Consider the following 20,309-nt stretch of genomic DNA (forward strand, 5'->3'; position numbering starts at 1 on the left):
AGCCTCGGCTTCATCGGCTTTTCCATAGATATCCCTGTGGGCCATTGCAGTCATCCCCATGCAGCCCAGACCAAGTGCAGGCACCACCAGCCCCTGGCTTCCTAAGTTTACCCGTTTCATAAGTTGGTATTATCGTTTATGTTGACCGCCACAAAAGTAGGCAAGCGCTGGGGGGGCAGAGTAACCGTTTCTTGGAGGATTGTATCCGAATTCAGGACACTAGAGCTTTATAGGCATTCAGAGAGGAACGGTTGTTGACCACGTCTTCATGTAATGCATAATCCTTTGTCTGGTTAAGAGAGTAATAGCCAGTACTCAAAGATGCTCTGCTCATTACGTTGGCAAATTTGCGACAAACTAATTCTCAAATTTAGCAGACAAGCCAGTAGATAAACGACTATTTATGGCTTTAGTGTACGTACACTATGTATATTTGCCGAAGTCAAACCCCTGTTTAAAGCAGTGGAAGCTATCTGGACAATGCGCTGACTCGTGTAGTTTGTCAATCATATACCATCATAATGCAGCATCTAATGGCATATAGGGTTTTCCTTCGAAAACGTACGCCGTATAAGTACGCCATAGCCTTTCTAAGTTTTTCGTTGTTGGTCTTTAGTTGCCAGCGGATGATTAGCAATCGTAGCAAAACCACCCATAATTTGGATTGGGCTGTTACGAATGGGGATGCCGGTGTAACGCGTTATTCAGAAGCCGATCAGATTACAAGAGAAAACGTTGCCCGGCTCAAACCAGTGTGGACGTATCATTCAGGAAATGCCAAAGGAAACGTACAATGTAACCCGTTGATCATTAACGGAGTGATGTACGTAACGACCCCGGCTCACGAGGTTGTGGCCGTGAACGCGACTACGGGACAGGAAATCTGGAAATATAATCCGGCTCGACCCAATGAGAAAATGGGTGGGATAAACCGGGGACTCGCCTTCTGGCGGGACGGTGAAAATCAACGCATTTTGTTTACCGCCAACAATTACCTCTGCGCTATTGATGCCCGTACCGGAAAAACGGTAGACACTTTTGGGCAGAACGGCCGGGTCGATTTGAATGAAGGGCTGGTCCGGCCAGCGTCCGACATGAAGATCACCTCGCCAGCTTCGCCCGTAATCTATAAAGACATTGTCATCCTGGGTTCAATGAGTTGGAGTGCCCCGGCCAACGTCAGCGGATTTGATATCCGAACGGGTAAAAAACTGTGGACATTTTATACCATCCCTAAGCCGGGTGAGTTCGGGTATGAGACCTGGGATAATCCCCATTTCTGGAAAATAGGGGCTGGGGTAAATGTGTGGGGAGGACTATCCGTCGATCCGCAAGCGGGCATGGTCTATTTCGCGACCGGGCAGCCAAAGGATGATTTTTACCGTCCTGGAAAGAAAGGTTCCCAACTCTACGGCAACAGCATTGTTGCCCTGAACGCGACGACTGGCAAACGCGTCTGGCATTATCAGGTGATCCACCGTGATCTGTGGGATCTGGATTTGCCGAGTGCGCCTATTCTGGCTGATTTCAGTTACAAGGGAAAGAAAGTGCCCGGCGTCGTACAGTTGACCAAGACGGGTACTATTTTTCTGTTCAATCGACTGACAGGAGAGCTGCTTTCAGACGTAGAAGAACGCCCGGTTCCAGCGTCCAGTTTGGCCGGAGAAAGTGCCTACCCAACCCAGCCGTACGTGAAATGGCCTAAGCCTTTCGCAAAACAGGTTGTAACGGAGGCTGATCTGACTAATCTGTCGCCCGAAGCACACGCCGATGCTTTAGCTCGATTTCGCAGCGCTGATACAGGCTGGTACATGCCGCCTTCGCAGAAAGGGGTTATTTATTACGGAATACATGGTGGGGCCGAGTGGAGCGGAGGAGCTTACGATCCAACTACGGGCATGCTGTACGTGAATGCCAATGAATTAGCCTGGCATATCAAAATGATTGATATTAATGCGAAAGAAGGCGTTGCCGGGGCGTTGCAGCAGCATCCGGGTCGGCGGGTATACCTTGAAAAAGGGTGCGTAGGATGCCACGGCGCTGAGCGGCAGGGTAACGGTGGTATCCCCGCATTAACCAGTCTGACAGGTAAGTATAAGAAAGCCGACATCGTGCAACTGGTGAAAAACGGTCGCGGAGCCATGCCTGCGTTCTCCCAAATTCCAGAAGACGAGATTCAGGCACTCGCCGAATTTTTGTTGAACATGGACAGCCAAACGGTAATAAAAAAAGAGAATCGTCAACCCGTGTACCGAGCGGCTAACTACACCAAGTTTTTGGATAAAGACAACTACCCGGCGACGGCTCCGCCTTGGGGTACGCTCAATGCCGTCAATCTGAATACGGGCGAAATAGCCTGGAAGAAACCGCTGGGCGAATACGCTGCCTTGGTGGCAAAAGGAATTCCACCAACGGGTACCGAAAATTTTGGGGGCTGTATCGTTACCAAAGGTGGACTAGTATTCATTGCCGCTACACGAGACGAAAAAATCAGAGCTTTTGACAAAGACACCGGTACCATTTTATGGGAAGCGCAACTACCTTTTGGCGGTTACGCTACCCCCAGCACGTACACCGTCAATGGCAGGCAGTACGTCGTTATTGCGGCAACTGGCGGGGGAAAGCTCGGCACAAAAACGGGCGACACCTATGTTGCTTTCGCCCTGGATTGACCGTCTCGTTTTAAGTTTAGTTTCTCGCTTATTCAATACGTACCGGGTATACAACAGCCCGTTTTTACTTCAACATGTCTGCTCTGAACCTTACCGCTATTTTTTTAAAACCTGCCTTTCAAATCGCCCGTATAAGCATCTGTATTTTGCTCATGGCTACCACCGCTTATGGACAAACGGCTGGCAAGCCGGTTCATTTAAAATGCGAACACCTGGTCAATCCGTTAGGTATTGATGCGAACAAGCCACGACTGACCTGGCGGTTGGATGACAGCCGGCGGGGAGCAGCCCAATCGGCTTACCAACTCACGGTTGGCACCGATTCAATAGCCGTGAGCCAGGGTCAGGCTAATGAGTGGACTTCGGGCAAACTAACGTCAGGGCAACAGCTTGTGCGCTATGCCGGGAAACCGTTACGTCCCTTTACCAAGTACTATTGGCGGGTAGAAGCATGGGACCAGGACGGCGTAAAGTTGGTAACGAGTAGCGTAGCCAGCTTTGAAACCGGCATGATGGATAAAAAAAACTGGCAGGGGTCATGGATCAGCGATAGCCGGGATATCAATCTTAAACCGGCTCCATATTTCCGGAGGAGCTTTCAAGCCGCTAAGAAGATTAAATCAGCCAGGGCGTATATAGCCGTAGCAGGCTTGTATGAACTATACATAAACGGTCAGAAAGTGGGCAATCATCGCCTTGATCCCATGTACACACGTTTTGATCGCCGGACGCTCTATGTAACTCATGATGTTACGTCTCTTTTGCAATCCGGTAAAAACGCCATCGGGGTGCTGCTCGGTAACGGTTGGTACAACCACCAATCGACGGCCGTCTGGTACTTTCACGAAGCGCCCTGGCGCGGTCGCCCTACCTTTTGTCTAGACCTGCGTCTTACGTACGACGATGGATCGGTTGAAACCATCACGTCCGGTAAAGACTGGAAGACGGCGCTAAGCCCATTGCTGTTCAACAGTATTTACACCGCTGAGCATTATGACGCCCGACTGGAGCAACCCGGCTGGAATACCGCAAATTTTGATGACCGCAACTGGAAGGACGTTATTTATCGGGCGACACCCTCCGAAACGATTGTTGCTCAGGCGCTTCAACCCATCCGCAACGTCGAACGGATTCCAACGAAGACGTTTAAAAAGCTTAACGATACGACCTATGTTTTTGACTTGGGGCGTAACATAGCCGGTGTGAGCCATATTCGTGCACAAGGATCGGCAGGAACCGTGCTTCGCTTAAAGCATGGCGAACGACTTTACCCGAATGGACACGTGGACCAATCAAACATCGACGTTCATTACCGGCCTGTCGGTACCAGCGATCCATTTCAAACGGATCTGTTTACCTTAAGCGGCAAGGGAGACGAGTCGTTTATGCCGTTTTTCAATTATAAGGGATTTCAGTACGTAGAGGTGACCAGTAACAAGGCGGTCGAGCTAACGGCCGCGAGTCTGACGGGCTACTTTATGCACAGCGATGTACCACCAATCGGTCAGTTAAAATCGTCTAACCCAACCATTGACAAGATCTGGTGGGCCACCAATAATGCTTACTTATCGAACCTGTTCGGCTACCCAACGGACTGTCCGCAACGGGAGAAAAATGGCTGGACAGGCGACGCACACATCGCCATTGAAACGGGTCTTTATAATTTCGATGGTATTACGGTTTACGAGAAATGGTTGGCTGATCACCGCGACGAACAACAGCCCAATGGCGTATTACCCGCCATTATTCCAACTGGCGGCTGGGGCTACGAATGGGCCAATGGTCCTGACTGGACAAGTACCATTGCGATTATCCCCTGGAATGCCTACCTGTTCTACGGCGATTCAACGTTGCTGGCGGATTGCTACGACAATATCAAACGCTATGTTGATCACATCAATGAGCAAAGTCCGTCGGGTCTAACGGAGTGGGGGCTGGGCGATTGGGTTCCGGTTAAATCAAAATCACCCGTAGAGCTTACTTCGTCAACGTACTATTACACAGACGTTTCTATTCTGGCCAAGACCGCTAAGCTGTTGGGTAAAGAAGCCGATTATGCGTATTACTCCGCGTTGGCCGATAAGATTAAGTCCGCCATCAATGCTAAATACCTGAACCGGCAAACCGCTCAGTACGGAACAGGTCTGCAAACTGAATTAAGTATTCCGCTGTATTGGGGACTGGTTCCCGAAGAATTAAAAAGTAAAGTAGCCGCTAATCTGGCTAGACGTGTTGAAGCAGATAACTTTCATTTGGACGTTGGATTACTCGGAACGAAAGCGATCCTGAACGCACTCAGCGAGAATGGCTACGCCGATGTAGCGTACAAGATAGCCTCGCAGGAAACGTTTCCTTCCTGGGGATGGTGGATCGTTAACGGAGCGACAACGCTTTACGAAAACTGGCCGATTGATGCCAAGAGCGATATATCGATGAACCATATCATGTTTGGCGAAATTGGTGCCTGGTTATTTAAAGGCATTGGTGGTATTAAGCCCGATCCGCAACGACCCGGTTTTAAACATATACTCCTTAAGCCGCACTACGTCACCGGCTTAAATCACTTTGACGCTACTTATGAAAGTCCTTATGGGACAATTCGCTCAAGCTGGAAACGGGTAGGAAAAGGTATTGCTTATACCGTGGTTGTTCCGCCTAACTCAACCGCTACAGTAGACATCCCCGTTGCCAGCGGACAACGGGTGTTTGAAAGTAAAAAGCCTTTCACCCAGGCTTCACAAAGGGGTCAGAACGCCACTAGTTCGACATACACGCTCCAATCCGGTACGTATCAGTTCGATATAGAATAACGACCTGCTGCGTTGCGTCTTGTTCAGAACCTATGCTTTGACCGTACGTTTAGCAAATAGCACAGTGACGATTCTGGGTGCAAATTTTTAATAAAATAAGTACAAATAAATTTGGTCTGTTTCTTGATAGTTTATACTTTTGACAAGCATAGTTAACGTACACTATTTTAAAGTGTACGTTAACTATTAAAGCGACTGGTTCTTTTCACACCGTATTAAGCGAAAATTGAGTTTGGCCGTCAGATAGCATAAAAACGGGTTTGGTAGATAGTATTGTAGGTGGGGCCGTGGTATCGGCGGTTGGGTGGTGTCGGCGGGGCCGCCCGCGCGGTTCTTAAAACCGACACGAATTGCTGACGCCAAGGGTCGGTTTTGAGAACCGCGCGGGCGGCCCCGCTGATATTACCATTGAAAGACATCAGATTGGGTAAAGCCAACATTTCGGACAACATAGGTTTGGTAGACTAGCTTCGTTAACAGGAGGAGGATAAAGCCGCCTTAAATCGGTACATTGAAAAAATGCACTTGGTAATAGTACGTACAGTGAACAATCAGGTAGTACAAGCTGCTTAGATAGTATGCGTATATGCTGTACCGTTAGTAATTGCTAATTCAGTTTTGTAGACTGGTATTTGCTATTGACACTGTTGAAGGGCAACGATCTGAACCTGTACAGATGCGAAACATTCGGACCATACACAGATGAAGCAGTACTTCAGCGTGAGCTTACTATTTTTAGTTTCTCTTGGTATAAACTTGCCCCGTGAGCAGGATATGTCCACGTTGACCAAACGGCCGCCTGCCGCTTTCGGTCTTAATTTAGCGGGTGCTGAGTTTGGTTCCGAGATGCCAGGTAGATACGAAAAAACGTATAGCTATCCGGGAATTGCTGATCTGGACTATTGTAAAGCCAAGGGCATGACGTTGATCCGATTGCCGTTTCGATGGGAGCGAATCCAGTCCGAGAAAAATGGTGACCTGGATGCTATGGGACTGGCAAGAGTGAAAAAGTTTGTAGAAGGCGCCAAACAACGGGGAATTTGGGTGATTCTGGATTTGCATAATTATGGCCGACGGTTCATTGACGGAACGGAGCAACGAATCGGCTCGCCCCAGCTTTCGGTAGCTGATGTGGGTGACGTATGGAGAAAACTGGCTGGTGAGTTCAAGGAGTATGACAATATTTGGGGGTACGGGTTGATGAACGAGCCCCACGATATGCTAACGACTACGCCCTGGTTTACGATTGCGCAAAGCAGTATCAGGCAGATCAGGAACGTAGATACAAAAACGGCCATTCTGGTTGGAGGAGATAGCTGGAGTTCGGCGGAGCGGTGGCCTCGGGTTAGTGACAACCTGAAAAACCTGGTTGACCCGGCAAATAACCTACTGTTCGAAGCGCATATCTATTTTGACAACGATGCATCCGGAGCTTACAAACATAGCTACGACGACGAAAAAGCTAGCCCAACGACAGGCATTGAACGCGTCAAGCCTTTTGTTAACTGGCTACAAACAAACCAGTTAAAAGGATTCATTGGCGAATACGGCGTGCCCGACAATGATCCCCGTTGGCTGGTAACGCTCGACAACTTTCTGCAATACATCCAGACCAACTGTTTAGGTGGGACATATTGGGCAGCTGGTTCGCGCTGGGGTGATTATTTCCTGGCCGTAACGCCAAGGAAAGGGGTAGACCGGCCACAGATGCAGGTACTTGAAAAGTACAAACAAGCGAATAGAACTTGTCAATAAACCAATGATCCTTCGTGCTAATCCAGCTTCGAGCAGGCTAGGCTGCTATTGCTTTCTCTTTTCTAATCTCTAGTATATACCTTCTAAACCTTGATTTCTTATGAAGCAACACTATGTATTGTGGTTCCTCCTGCAACTTTTGCTCGTCTCATCAACAGGATGGGCGCAGTCAGTTACGGTTAAGGGGACCGTCAAAGCAAACGACACGGGTGAGCCCCTACCCGGAGTAAGTATTGGTATCAAAGGAACCACAACCGGTACAATAACGAACGCGGACGGAAAGTATACGCTGACGGCTCCGTCGCCCAACGCCGTTCTGATTTTTTCGTTTATCGGCTACACTCCGCAGGAGATTAAACTGGCGGGACAAAGTACCATCGATCTGTCATTACTGCCTGACGCCAAAAATCTGAACGAGGTCGTAGTTATTGGGTATGGTACGGTCAATAAGCGGGACCTGACCGGTTCGGTTGGCGTCGTTAAAGGCCAGGACCTGCTGCGAAATATCCCGATCAGCGTCAATCAGAGCTTACAGGGGCAGGTTGCCGGTGTAAATGTAAATAAAGGTGATGGCGCTCCGGGCGGTGGTATCAGCCTGTTGATTCGCGGGGCTAACTCCTTTACGGGTAGCGAACCCTTGTACGTTGTTGACGGCATTCCGTTCACGTCAGCCGGAACGCCAGCCGGTGCGGAAGGTACGATGCAGACGATCAATGTACTGTCGAGCCTTAACCCGCAGGATATTGAAAGTATCGAGGTGTTGAAAGATGCTTCAGCGACCGCCATTTACGGATCGCGGGGGGCCAATGGCGTCGTACTCGTCAATACCAAAAAAGGTCGGGCCGGTAAAGACCGCGTGGAGTTTACGGTTAATACCAGCGCAGCTCAAGTATCGAAGAAAATTCCAATGCTTGATGCGTATCAGTATGCCTTGTTGCAGAATGAAGCCTATGCTAATGCTAGTAAATACATTGGAACGGCGCTGGAAGTACCGTTTCCAGGGCAGACGGGCAAAGATCCCGTAACGGGAGAAACCGTATACCTACCCGGTCCAACCGATTACCTGAACGGTCTACCCCAAGGCACATCCTACCCGGCTGGTTTTAAAGGGACCAACTGGCAGGATCAGATTTTTCGAACGGCGCTGACGCAGGATTACACGCTGAACGTTTCGGGGGGTAACGAGCGGGGTACGTATTCGATTTCGGGAAACTACCTCGATCAGCAGGGCATCATTCTTAACTCGGGGTTTAAGCGGTATGGTATACAGTTCAACCTGGAGCGGAACATCGGGCGGTTCCTGACCATTGGGACGAGTAACAACATTGCCTACTCAACCTACCAGTTTGGTAAAACCAACACCTCCGGCGCGCAACCCAGCCTGATTAGTTCGACCATTTTCTTCCCGCCAACGTATCCGGTCGATGATCCGAATTCAGTACTGCGCGAATCGCAGATCAACAACTCGAACCTGGCTAACCCGTACAAAACGACGCAGTCTGCCCGTGACATGACCTACTCGACCCGCGTGTACACAACGGCGTTCGTACAGGCCAATTTTACGCCGAACCTGAACCTCCGTCAGCGCATGGGCTACAACTACAACCTCAACAAACGGGAGGTGTACTACGGTCGTGACCTGAATGAGGGCCGGGCACCCGTCAATGGCTATGGTATGATCGGCGATAATAACTATTCGCAGTTTACAACCGAATCGATCCTGACCTACAAGAAGGTGCTGGCTCAAAAGCACAGTATCAACGCTGTCGGCGCGTTCACGTACGAAAAAGGGGTATCTGATTTCTACACGATGTCGGCTACGGGCTTCCCCAACGACCTCAACCAGAACTTCAACTTACGGGCGGGTCTTCGTCCGTCACCGCTGCAAAACGGTCGGAGTGATAATTCGCTTATGTCGGTACTGGGCCGGATCAACTACGGCTATAATGGCAAATACCTTTTTACTGCTTCGTTCCGCCGGGACGGTTCGAGTAAGTTTGCCACCAATAACAAGTGGGCTAATTTCGCATCGTTCGCACTGGCCTGGAACGCCGATCAGGAAGCGTTTATTAAAAATCTTGGTATCTTCTCTACCCTTAAATTCCGGTCTAGCTACGGACAGACGGGTAACCAGGGCATTGGTCCGTACGGAAGCCTGTACACGACTATCATTGCTAACGTACCGTTTAACGGGGTGGAGCAAAGTGGTTTCGCCGTCGATAACGGACGCGGACTCGTCGATCCGAATATCCGCTGGGAAACAACGTCTCAGTACGATGTAGGAACCGACATTGGGCTGCTTAACAACCGGCTGAATCTGACGGTTGATCTGTACTACAAACGCACGAAAGACCTCCTGCAAACCATCCAGATTGCACCTAGCAACGGTTTTTCGACCATGCTAACCAACTACGGTACGGTTGAAAACAAGGGGCTGGAAGTAAGTGCTACGGCGGCTCTTATGCAGGGGCCAGTCTTCAAGTGGGATTTCAACGGAAACATCTCGTTCAACCGAAACAAAATTTTAGATCTGCCAGCTGACCAGTTTGCCCCCCGACTGTACTACCAGTATGACAACATCTTTATTCAGCGGAACGGCTACTCAATCGGTGCCGTGTATGGGCTAGTCGAAGATGGCTATTACAACACGGTGGAAGAAGTGAGAGCCGACCCGCAGTTTGCTAAACTTAGCGAAACGCAGGCTAGAGCCAAGCTTGGGGAAATAAGATACAAACAAATGGACAACAACCCGTCCAGCCTCAGTGAAAGCACGGATCGAACGATCATCGGTAACACTAACCCGAATTTTACGTACGGCTTTACGAACAGTTTCAGCTGCAAAAATTTCAGCCTCAGCATTTTTTTCCAGGGCGTACAGGGCGGGAGTATCATCAATACAAACCTGTTTAAAATTCGGATGAACCAGCTCGGAAACGCACCCCAATGGGCTTACGACACCCGCTGGACGGAAGAAAACAAAGAAAACGCTAAATGGCCACGAGCCGATGCGTCGCAGCTCCGGGTTATGCTGTTCTCGGATCGCTATCTGGAGGACGCTTCGTACCTGCGGCTGAAGACCGTCAATCTGGGCTATACGTTCCGGTCGCCGTTTAAGTCGGTCGAAAGCATCAACGTGTACGGTAGTGTTGGTAATTTATTCACGATCAGTAACTACAGCTGGTATGATCCGGATGTTAACTCGTTTGGCGCCGATGCGTCGCGCCGGGGGGTAGACATGAACTCGTACCCCAATAACCGAACCTTTACCCTGGGCGTAAAAGCCGCTTTTTAACCAACACCTAAGCCTTACCTCGCCATGAAAAAAATACAAGTAGTCACCAGTTTGCTGATCGCCCTGTTGAGCAGTGCCTCCTGCAAAGAAGCACTGGAAGAAACACCCTACTCGTTTGTTGGTCCTGACCAGATTGGTACGACTACCGAAGCCGATGCGAAACTATGGGTCAACGGTGTGTTGAATACGCTGAACAGCGGATCGTTTTTTGCCTATGCCGTGTACAACCGGCCACTGGAAGTTGATGCCGATGACATTACCGGAAAAGATTTCGCTTTTCAGGCCATGGGGGCAGGTAACTTTCAGTCTACGTCCGACATCAACACGTTCTGGGGTGGCCCCTACACGCTGATCGAACGGAGCAACTACGCCATCACCAAGATTAACCGGATGACGATTGACGAGGGTGTGAAAAACAATGCGCTCGGTCAGCTATACTTTCTGAAAGGATGGGCTTACTCCCAACTGGTAAAAGCTTTTGGACCCGTCCCTATTTTCAAAAAATCGGTTACAGAAGGCGAGAACGCCAACCAGCCCCGCGCTTCCGTAAGTGATGTGTATACGCATATCGTTGAGAATCTGAAGCAGGCGGAGCAATTGCTGTATACCCGCACAAACGCCAAATACGAAGCGGGTCGGCTAAGTCAGGAAGCCGCCAAGACGCTGTTAGCCAAAGTCTACCTCACGATGGCATCGGGGGCGTTGAAGGGAGCGCAGGTTACCGTATTAGGTGGCAAACAATATGAAACCGTTGGTAACGTGAGACGCCGGATTCCACCAACGGCGCATACTTATACCAAGCAGGTGGTAGCTGGTCATGAGTCGTTCGATGCCGCTGCGTATTTTGAGTTGGCCCGTCAAAAAGCCAAGGAAGTGATCGACATGCAAAAAGCCGGTTCGCCTATCGGCCTTTTTTCAAAGTACATGGATGTCTGGAGCATTGCGAATCGCAACCGGGGAGAGCATCTCTGGCAGATGAACGCTATTTCGGGTTCTGAGCAATTCGGCAATTTCCTGTCCTATCATTACGTAGGGTTTCTGATGGCAAACGGAGCTATCGACGGAGCGCTGTACGGTATGTCGGACCACTGGTACGAGCTATTCGGCGACAACGACCAGCGGATTACGGACGGGGTTCAGCACCGCTGGCGCATGTTCAGTAATGCAGCCTGGCATTATTATCCGGGTAAAGACAGCTTGAAGGTAAAAAACAGTGCGACCGTTTCCACGCGTGAAGGCTATCTGCCAACGGATATTTATTCGCCCGATCAGTTTCACGTAGCCAAACTCAGCAAGTACGCGCAAGTTGCTGATCGCACGGTTCAGCGGGCTGATATGCCGTTTCCGTTTATCCGCTACGCCGAGACGTTGCTAATTTTTGCCGAAGCTGAAAACGAAGTAAGCGGGCCAACGTCAGCGGCTTATGACGCACTCAATGCCGTACGTACCCGGAGTGGCGCTAGTCCTGCACCCACCCTGAACCAGCAACAATTGCGATCCTATATTCTACAGGAACGTCAGCGGGAATTAGCGCTGGAAGGTCACCGTGCCTGGGACTTACGGCGTTGGGGCATCTACCTGCAAGCCATGAACGAAATTGATATTGATGCCAACAATATCATCAAGCGTCGTCAGGAAAAACACTTGCTGTTACCGATACCACTGAATGAAATCAACGGTAATACGAGTATAAATGAAAACAATCCGGGTTGGTAAGTAATGTAGTTTTTGGCGAGCCGTTGCCTTCGTACCCAAAATAAGGCAACGGCTACGACTGTTTGATGAACAATTAACCCGTATTGTATGAAAGTAGGCATCGATAGTTACTGCTATCACCGTTTGTTTGGCGAGGTGTACACCGGACAAAATCAACCCGAGCACCACCTTTCGTTTGAGGATTTTCTGACGAAAATTAATGACCTCGGCATTGACGGCGTTTCGCTGGAATCCTGTTTTATACCCCAGTTTGACGATTTGTATCTGCAAGGTGTAAAAGCGCATCTTGATGCATCCGGCATGGATCGGGTGTACGCCTGGGGCCACCCCGATGGTCTGGAAGGAGGCAGCAATGAGCGGGCATTCGACGAAATGGTACAGCACATCGAATACGCCCGGCTGATTGGTGCCGATGTGATGCGCGTTGTGGGTAGTAGCCTGATGTTCCGCTTCGAGCCGCACGAGCCGCAGTTGGAAAAACTGACCCGGATGTTTACGGAAGCGACCCAGATTGCCGAGCGAAATGGCGTGAAGCTAGCCGTTGAAAATCACATCGACTATAACTCCGACGAAATCTTGCAGCTCGTGAAAGGAGTGAACTCACCGTACTTCGGAGTAAACTTCGATTCCGGTAATTTCCTGCGGGTTTTGGATGACCCGATTCAGGCAATGGAAAAGCTGGCCCCTTACGTGTATGCGACGCACATTAAGGATTTACGACCCGTCAAGGGTGTTCCAGTCAATGAGTGGTATTTCTTTTCCTGCGTACCCACGGGTGAAGGTCTGATTCCGAATGAAAAGCTCGCACAGCTATTGAGTCAGCACAACTACCAGGGGTTTCTGGCGGTGGAGGTCGATTTTCTGCATCCCGATTACACAGACCGGGAAGAGGACGTGGTCAGGCAAAGTATTCAGGCACTCAGAACGATAACGGCAGGACTCTAAACATGGCAAAGCAACTCAACATTGGGATCGTCGGCTACAAGTTCATGGGCCGCGCCCACAGTAATGCCTGGAAAAAGGCTCCTTTATTTTTCGATGTGCCAAGCCAGCCGGTGCTGAAAGTTGCCTGCGGACGGCATCAGGCGTCTTTACAGGAATTTGCGCAGAAATGGGGTTGGGAGGAAACCGAAACCGACTGGAAGAAAATGATCGCCCGACCCGATATTGACATTGTCGATGTGGCGCTTCCTCAAAATCTTCACTACGAAGTAGCCATGGCTGCGGCACGGGCTGGAAAGCATATCTTTTGCGAAAAGCCGCTGGCCATGAACAGCCGGCAAGCCGAAGAAATGCTGCGGGTGTGCGAAGAAAATCACGTAACCCATTATCTCAACCACAATTACCGGCGTTTGCCAGCGGTTCTGCTGGCGAAGAAAATGATCGAGACTGGTAAGCTCGGTCGGCTCTTTCACTGGCGTTGTGCGTATCAGCAGGACTGGATTGTTGATCCCAACTTCCCGCTGACCTGGCAATTGCGAAAAGAAACCGCACAAGCCGGTCCGCAGTGGGATTTGAATTCGCACGCTGTCGATCTGGCGCATTTCCTGATCGGCGACATAGACACGGTTTCGGCCCTGACCACCAATTTCGTTACCGAACGTCCACTTGCCGATGAATCAACGTCGGGCAACCTGACCGCTGAAACGCTCGGTGACCAGAAAGGCCCTGTTACGGTTGAAGATGCGGCTTTGATGCTGGTTCAGTTTCAAAACGGTGCGGTCGGCTCCTTCGAAGCGACGCGTTTTGCCACCGGTAAAAAGAACGGCCTCACCTTCGAAATCTACGGCAGCAAAGGAAGTGTCAAATTCGATCTGGAGCGTATGAATGAGCTGCAATATTATTCGCTAAATGACGAGGCCGGTGAGCAAGGCTTTCGGACGATTCAGGCTACTGATCCCACTCACGCGTACATGCAGGGCTGGTGGCCGCCGGGGCACATCATTGGCTACGAACACACGTTTGTGCATGCGGTCGTTGACTTCCTTTGGGCTATCGACGGCAATAAACCAATTGAACCGAATTTTTCGGATGGCTTACGAATCCTGACCGTGCTCGAAGCGGGTCTTGAATCAGCTGCGACAGGTCAGCGCGTTAAACTCAATTAATACCAACTAAGTACTCAAGCACAAATAATTCAGAGTATTCTGCATGTACGTTTTTTGTCATGCGGACCGGTCCGCATGACAAAAAATAATCTAATGTATTTTCAATAAACTACTTAAATCTCAATGCCATGAGTGTGTCTAACAAAGAGAAATTCGAAACGGATGGCTACGTGATCATCGACGTACTGACCGAGACTGAAATCGGTGAATTTAGAGCGTTGATGGACGCGTTAATCAGTCCCAAAGTTAAATCGGCTGATACGGAGAAACGGAGTTCGTCTTTTCAGCATCTAGGTGATGAAATTCGGGATTTTGGCAAAGAAGCGCGACAATATTATTTTCATCTACTGACCAAGCCCGGAACCGAAACCATCCACCACGCCTTTCATCATCCGGTCATTTTGAAAGCGGTGGAAGAACTAATTGGACCGAACCTCATTGTTAACAATGCCTCTATTCTGGCCGCCAACGAGGGTACGGAATACTCGTTAGGGTGGCATAGGGACATCATTCAGATTCCACAGGCTGAAATCGAAGACTGGTTGTTTTCGCCCGAGCGGTTCCACAATAGTGTACAGATCAACCTACCCTTGGTGGACGAAAATTCACTCTGGGTTGTTCCGGGTAGTCATAATCGCCCGAACACGGAAGCCGAAAATCAGGCTTTCCAGGGTTCCAAGCATTATGCTCCCATTGGCGTCGAGATGCCGGGTGGAATCGCGGTCCCGTTGAAAGCCGGGCAAGCCGTATTGTACAACAACAACCTGATTCACCGGGGTTTTACGGAAACGATGAAAATTCCGCGCCGGACCCTGCACATGGGATACCACAGTGCTGCGTACCCACCAACCTGGCATTTTTACCTGCTGAATGGTGATCTGCTTACGCCGGAATACATGACAACGCTCAGTCCTACCATGCGTGGCATGATGGAAGAATACCTGGCTTGTCGTGAGCAATATCCCGACATGAGCCAAACCTGGAAACGTGAATATAATTTTCCAGATGAGCAGTTGGTGTAACTTCTTTATAATGAGGCTTGTGAAACGATTGTCCCACATTAATTCATTACTAACTGTCGCCCTTTTCCTGCTAACGATGGGCAGTCAAACCGTCAACGGACAGGGAAAGGGCAGCACGAACAATATCTACGCGCGCGATAATCTGGTGGCCTGGTGCATTGTCCCGTTCGACGTCAAAGAAAGAGGGCCTGAGGAACGGGCGCAAATGCTCAATACGCTCGGTATTACCAAACTGGCCTACGATTGGCGCGAGAAGCACATTCCTACGTTTGACGCCGAACTGGATGCGCTTAAAAAACACAACATCGATTTGCAGGCTTTCTGGCTTTATTCAGGTCCTAATCCCGAAACCGATAAAGGCTTGCTGGCCGTGCTGGATGTGTTGAAGCGGCACAACGTGAAAACGCAGATCTGGTGCATGATCGGCGGTATAAAAGGACTGGACGCCATGACGCAAGACGAGAAGATAAAAGCAGTAGCTAAACCCGTGCGCTATATTGCTGACAAAGCCGCCGAAATTGGCTGCACAGTCGGTTTATACAATCACGGCGGTTGGTTTGGCGAACCCGAGAATCAACTCGCCATCATCGACTTCCTTAAAAAGCCAAACATCGGAATCGTCTATAACTTCCACCATGCCGAGGAGCAGATCGACCGTTTTCCTGTTTTCTTACCCAAGATGCTGCCCCACCTGATGGCCCTAAACCTGTCTGGACTGAAGAGGGGTACACCAGTCAAAGTGGTGCCCATTGGTCAGGGTGACGCCGAATTGAACATGATGCGCATCCTCAAGGCAAGTGGGTACCGTGGCCCGATTGGCATTATCAACGAAGAGACTGCACCCGACGCCGAAGTGGGCTTGCGTATGAACATGGATGGCCTAAAACGCGAACTAAAGAAGATGGGGGATTCGGCAGCGCTTAAAACGTATAACTAGATTTGCTCATTAATCAATTACCCTACTTGAAAGTCTCCATTTCACCCTTTATTGCAGTACTGGTACTAAGCCTGATGGTAGGTATTACGTTGACGCCAACGGTCGCTCACGCGCAATCGGATCTTCGCGTGAGTGATAATGGTCGTTTTCTAGTGTACACCAGCGGCAAGCCCTTTTTTTACTTAGGCGATACGGCCTGGGAACTTCTCCACCGACTTAACCGGGAAGATGCCGTCAGGTACTTAACGAACCGGGCGGATAAAGGCTTCACGGTTATTCAGGCCGTTGTGCTGGCGGAACATGACGGCCTGCGCGATCCTAACGCGTATGGACAGGTGCCCTTCGTGGATACAGACCCGACAAAACCGAACGAAGCTTATTTTAAGCACGTCGATTTCATAATTGAGCAAGCAGAGAAGCTTGGGTTACATATGGCTTTGCTACCAACCTGGGGTGACAAGATCAATAAGGATAAATGGGGAATAGGGCCAGAAATTTTCGACGAACAAAACAGCTACCAATACGGTAAATTTATTGGCAATCGCTACAAAGCAAAGAAAAACATTATCTGGATAATCGGCGGTGATCGTAACCCTCGTAAGGGCTCGAATGATGTCCAGGTTTGGCGGGGGCTGGCCAATGGAATCACGGAAGCGGCTGGCGGTAAAGACAACGTGTTGATGACGTTTCATCCGCAAACGGGATCGTCGACCTGGTTTCACCAGGATGATTGGCTAGACTTCAACATGTTGCAGACGGGCCATTGCCCGGATGTGAACGTTTGGGAGAAGATAAGCCACGACTACAATTTATCGCCGACCAAACCGACCATGGACGGAGAGCCTTTGTACGAGGATATACCGGTTTGCTTTGATCTGAAGAAGAATGGCTATGCCGATGTAAACGACGTACGGCGCAAGGCTTATCAGGATTTATTTGCAGGAGCCCACGGCCATACGTACGGGTGCAATAGCGTCTGGCAAATGTATGAGCCCGGTCGGAAACCCTACATTGACCCTGCCAAACCCTGGTTTGAATCACTGGATTTGCCAGGGGCAGCCTCGATGACGTACGTGCGGAAGCTGATGGAGTCACGACCCTTTCTGGAACGTATTCCAGATCAGTCGATGGTTATAACGAATTCCGATAACCCTAAAAATCGTATTCAGGCGACGCGCGGTAATGGCTATGCGTTCATTTACTCGTCATCCGGTCAGGCATTCGAGGTAAAGATGGGTATCCTATCAGGTAAGAAAGTTAAAGCCAGTTGGTACAACCCACGCACCGGCACAGCTATGGCGGGAAAAACGTATCTAAACACGGGTATTCAGAAATTTACACCACCAACGCAAGGCAACGATCAGGACTGGGTATTGATCCTGGACGATGCCAGCCAGGGGTTTACCAGATTGTAGAGCGAAGCGAGTCTGTTTATGTACTTCATTGTCTAGAAAATCCCCTAACGCTATTCTTTGGGTGATGCTTAAAAAGTTAGTATTCATGAAAATTAGTCCGGCAAAACGAAGAACTCAAGCCATTCTACAAGTTTGGGTGAAGGTAGTCATGGTAGGGTTGATATGTAGTCTGCTGGCGAAAAGCTCGGTGGCTCAATCAGCAAAAACACCCAAAAAGCTCGTCTTGATCGCGGGTAAGAAATCACACAACCCCGGCGAACACGAATACCTCAAATCGGTACGGTTACTCAAGGTAATGCTGGACCAGGCGCCAAACGTGAACGGTATGTCAACCGAAGTACACGCCGACGGATGGCCCGCCGATCCGTCTACGCTGGATGATGCGGACGTTATTTTTATGTATGCTGACGGGAGCGATTTCGGTATGGCCAATGATCCACTTTTTGTGGGTGACCATTGGCGCATCCTGGAGAAGCAGATGAAACGAGGGTGTGGCCTGGTGCTTATGCATTATTCTACCTTTGCGCCACAGTCTCATAGCCAGGCGTTTTTAGAATGGGTAGGGGGGTATTTCGACTATGAAAGCGGAAAGCCGGGGGCTTCGGGAAAAGAAGCCTGGTACTCAGCCATCACTACGGAGACGGCTCTGTGTAAACCTGCCGTGCATCCCGTTGCACGGGGCCTAGTCCCTTTCCAGCTTCGCGAGGAGTTTTACTATAAGATTCATTTTCAGGAGAAGGATACTCGCTTGAAACCAGTACTAACCGCTAAGCTGTCAGGCGTTGACGAACAAACGGTGGCCTGGGCGGTGGAGCGCAAAAACGGTGGGAGAGGATTCGGTTTTACGGGCGGTCACTTTTATGCCAACTGGGAGGAGCCTAACTACAGAAAAATGCTTCTGAATGCCATTGTATGGGCCGCCGGGGGGCAAGTACCCGCCGGTGGGGTCGAATCAAAATTCTACACCGATAAGCAGATTCAGGAGTATTTGAGATGATTTTGTCGCTGTAAGGGTCAGCTTATGATGGTATACAGTTGCCGAATGTATCGGCCGCTGCTCCGGCAATGCGTATTGAACGACCGGTATCTGAATTGAAGCCAAGCTACGTTGACTTTATTTAACGTGAATAATCATTAGTTTTTGTCGTTCCTCGGGATGACAAAAAAAGTGGCGCCTAATGAATTAATTATCGATAAAAACTCCATTACTCGCGTTATTTCGTGTAATACTTCAGATTCGATTTCATGACAATATCGATCGGGAGGTAGTAATTTTTATTGAGCTGTTTTTTTAAAAGTACGTTTTCGTACAGCAGTTTTATGCCATTATACGCTTGAATCTTAGGCTGTTGACTGATGATAAAGTTGATGATGCCGTTTTGAAGATAGTGAATCGTTTGGGGTATAATGTCGTACCCAATAAGTGTAAGACCAGTAAGATTCTGTTTTTCAACAATTGGGGCAATGTGCTGAACGCCGTTGACGGTGAAAATGCCTTTCAGACGCGGATTGGCATGGATGAGCTTCGTTAGCTTGTCTTCGAACTCTTCCTTCATGCCCTGCCGGGATTCCATCTTAACGAGTTCAAACGAATGGGGTTGCGGAAGTTGGTCAAAGAACGCTCTGAACCCTTCTTCGCGCTGATCGAACTGAAGGTAGTTGTCGTGTTCCTGAACAATATTAACGATAAGCACGCAGGAGTCACTAGGTAAACAGTAACTAAACAGTTCAGCCGCTAGAAAACCACTATCATAGGCATTTTGCCCAATGAAACAAGTTGTGTTCTGGTCCGGAATATTAGTGTCAAACAATAGGCAGGGAACACCTCGCTCCTTACAGTCTGTAATCAGCTTCACCGACTCCTCATAAAAAACGGGTACCATAAAGACACCATCAAACGTGTCGCCTATGATCTCATCAACCTGCTCCTGAAAAGATGTTTTACTATTTTGATCAAAGTAGAATACTTTGGTGTAAACGTCGAATGAACTGATTTCTTTTTCGGCCTGAGTAACACCAACAATGTGCTCGTTCCAGAATGGTATATCAGCAGTAGCCTTAGGGAGCAACACAGCGAGCAAATATTCTTTTGTCGATTTAAGGCGACTGGCCATAAGATTGGGCTGATAATTCAGCTCTTCAATGGCTTTCAGAATACGTTCGGTTGTTTCTTTGGATACGCCACCCCGGTTATGCAAAACACGGTCGACGGGGCCAATTGAGACGTTGGCTCGTTCGGCAATATCCTTGATACCTATCGTTTTGTTCTTATGTTTGATGGCGATTTGCGTTTTCTCAAAATTAGTGAAATTTGCTTTTTATTGGGTGAAATAGTAAGTTCTATATTCGTATAATTTTGAGTAGCGCAACCATAATATTTATTAAGCATGTTTCTGTTTTTCGTGAGAGGATACTATTGGTCAGTAATAGAACGTGAGGCAGTTGGTCAACAAACAATTAGGCACAAATCTTATCGCTAAAATACTAGACTAGCTTACCCGAATCATCGATTAGCCGCTTCAATTAAACAAAGGACTTCATTTCAGGGAGCATTCTGTCAAACGATCAGCTTTACGCTATTC

Annotated in this window: 13 protein-coding genes; 11 read left to right on the plus strand and 2 right to left on the minus strand. The window is 49.2% G+C overall.

The features are described from left to right. Positions 1–626 precede the first annotated feature (626 nt). Together M0L20_RS23485 and M0L20_RS23490 are read left to right on the plus strand one after the other, a co-directional pair. On the plus strand, positions 627–2,672 hold the full coding sequence (locus tag M0L20_RS23485) for an outer membrane protein assembly factor BamB family protein (protein WP_248479451.1): 2,046 nt from the start codon (positions 627–629) through the stop codon (positions 2,670–2,672). A gap of 74 nt (positions 2,673–2,746) precedes the next feature. Then, positions 2,747–5,482 (plus strand): glycoside hydrolase family 78 protein, encoded by a 2,736-nt coding sequence (locus M0L20_RS23490; RefSeq protein ID WP_248479453.1) that lies wholly within the window; start codon positions 2,747–2,749, stop codon positions 5,480–5,482. 239 nt (positions 5,483–5,721) lie between these two features. On the opposite strand, the gene M0L20_RS23495 is transcribed toward M0L20_RS23490, so the two are convergent. Continuing rightward, positions 5,722–5,934, minus strand: a complete 213-nt coding sequence (locus M0L20_RS23495; protein WP_248479455.1) for a hypothetical protein — start codon at positions 5,932–5,934, stop codon at positions 5,722–5,724. A gap of 250 nt (positions 5,935–6,184) precedes the next feature. Between M0L20_RS23495 and M0L20_RS23500 the strand changes: the two genes are divergently transcribed. From M0L20_RS23500 to M0L20_RS23540, 9 genes are all read left to right on the plus strand, one after another. Continuing rightward, positions 6,185–7,237, plus strand: a complete 1,053-nt coding sequence (locus tag M0L20_RS23500) for a glycoside hydrolase family 5 protein (RefSeq protein ID WP_248479457.1) — start codon at positions 6,185–6,187, stop codon at positions 7,235–7,237. A 100-nt stretch (positions 7,238–7,337) separates the two neighbouring features. Next, positions 7,338–10,529 (plus strand): SusC/RagA family TonB-linked outer membrane protein, encoded by a 3,192-nt coding sequence (locus M0L20_RS23505; RefSeq protein WP_248479459.1) that lies wholly within the window; start codon positions 7,338–7,340, stop codon positions 10,527–10,529. A 24-nt stretch (positions 10,530–10,553) separates the two neighbouring features. Continuing rightward, positions 10,554–12,245 (plus strand): RagB/SusD family nutrient uptake outer membrane protein, encoded by a 1,692-nt coding sequence (locus M0L20_RS23510; protein WP_248479460.1) that lies wholly within the window; start codon positions 10,554–10,556, stop codon positions 12,243–12,245. A gap of 87 nt (positions 12,246–12,332) precedes the next feature. Further along, a complete protein-coding gene (locus tag M0L20_RS23515) occupies positions 12,333–13,190 on the plus strand; it encodes a sugar phosphate isomerase/epimerase family protein (protein ID WP_248479461.1) in 858 nt (285 codons plus the stop codon). A gap of 2 nt (positions 13,191–13,192) precedes the next feature. After that, entirely contained in the window at positions 13,193–14,353 is a 1,161-nt protein-coding gene (locus tag M0L20_RS23520; RefSeq protein WP_248479462.1) for a Gfo/Idh/MocA family protein, read from the plus strand. Positions 14,354–14,481: 128 nt separating this feature from the next. Continuing rightward, positions 14,482–15,375, plus strand: coding sequence for a phytanoyl-CoA dioxygenase family protein (locus M0L20_RS23525; protein WP_248479463.1), 894 nt, complete (start codon positions 14,482–14,484; stop codon positions 15,373–15,375). A 19-nt stretch (positions 15,376–15,394) separates the two neighbouring features. After that, the gene (locus M0L20_RS23530; RefSeq protein ID WP_248479464.1) at positions 15,395–16,312 is read left to right on the plus strand and encodes a sugar phosphate isomerase/epimerase family protein; all 918 of its coding nucleotides are present in this window, start codon (positions 15,395–15,397) and stop codon (positions 16,310–16,312) included. Between the two features lie 26 nt (positions 16,313–16,338). Then, a complete protein-coding gene (locus tag M0L20_RS23535) occupies positions 16,339–17,727 on the plus strand; it encodes a glycoside hydrolase family 140 protein (protein WP_248479465.1) in 1,389 nt (462 codons plus the stop codon). An 85-nt stretch (positions 17,728–17,812) separates the two neighbouring features. Beyond that, positions 17,813–18,724 (plus strand): ThuA domain-containing protein, encoded by a 912-nt coding sequence (locus tag M0L20_RS23540; protein ID WP_248479466.1) that lies wholly within the window; start codon positions 17,813–17,815, stop codon positions 18,722–18,724. Positions 18,725–18,941: 217 nt separating this feature from the next. On the opposite strand, the gene M0L20_RS23545 is transcribed toward M0L20_RS23540, so the two are convergent. Further along, the gene (locus tag M0L20_RS23545; protein ID WP_354004269.1) at positions 18,942–20,012 is read right to left on the minus strand and encodes a substrate-binding domain-containing protein; all 1,071 of its coding nucleotides are present in this window, start codon (positions 20,010–20,012) and stop codon (positions 18,942–18,944) included. Positions 20,013–20,309 lie beyond the last annotated feature (297 nt).

It is taken from the genome of Spirosoma liriopis, from assembly GCF_023196085.1.
Taxonomy (GTDB): Bacteria; Bacteroidota; Bacteroidia; order Cytophagales; family Spirosomataceae; genus Spirosoma; species Spirosoma oryzicola.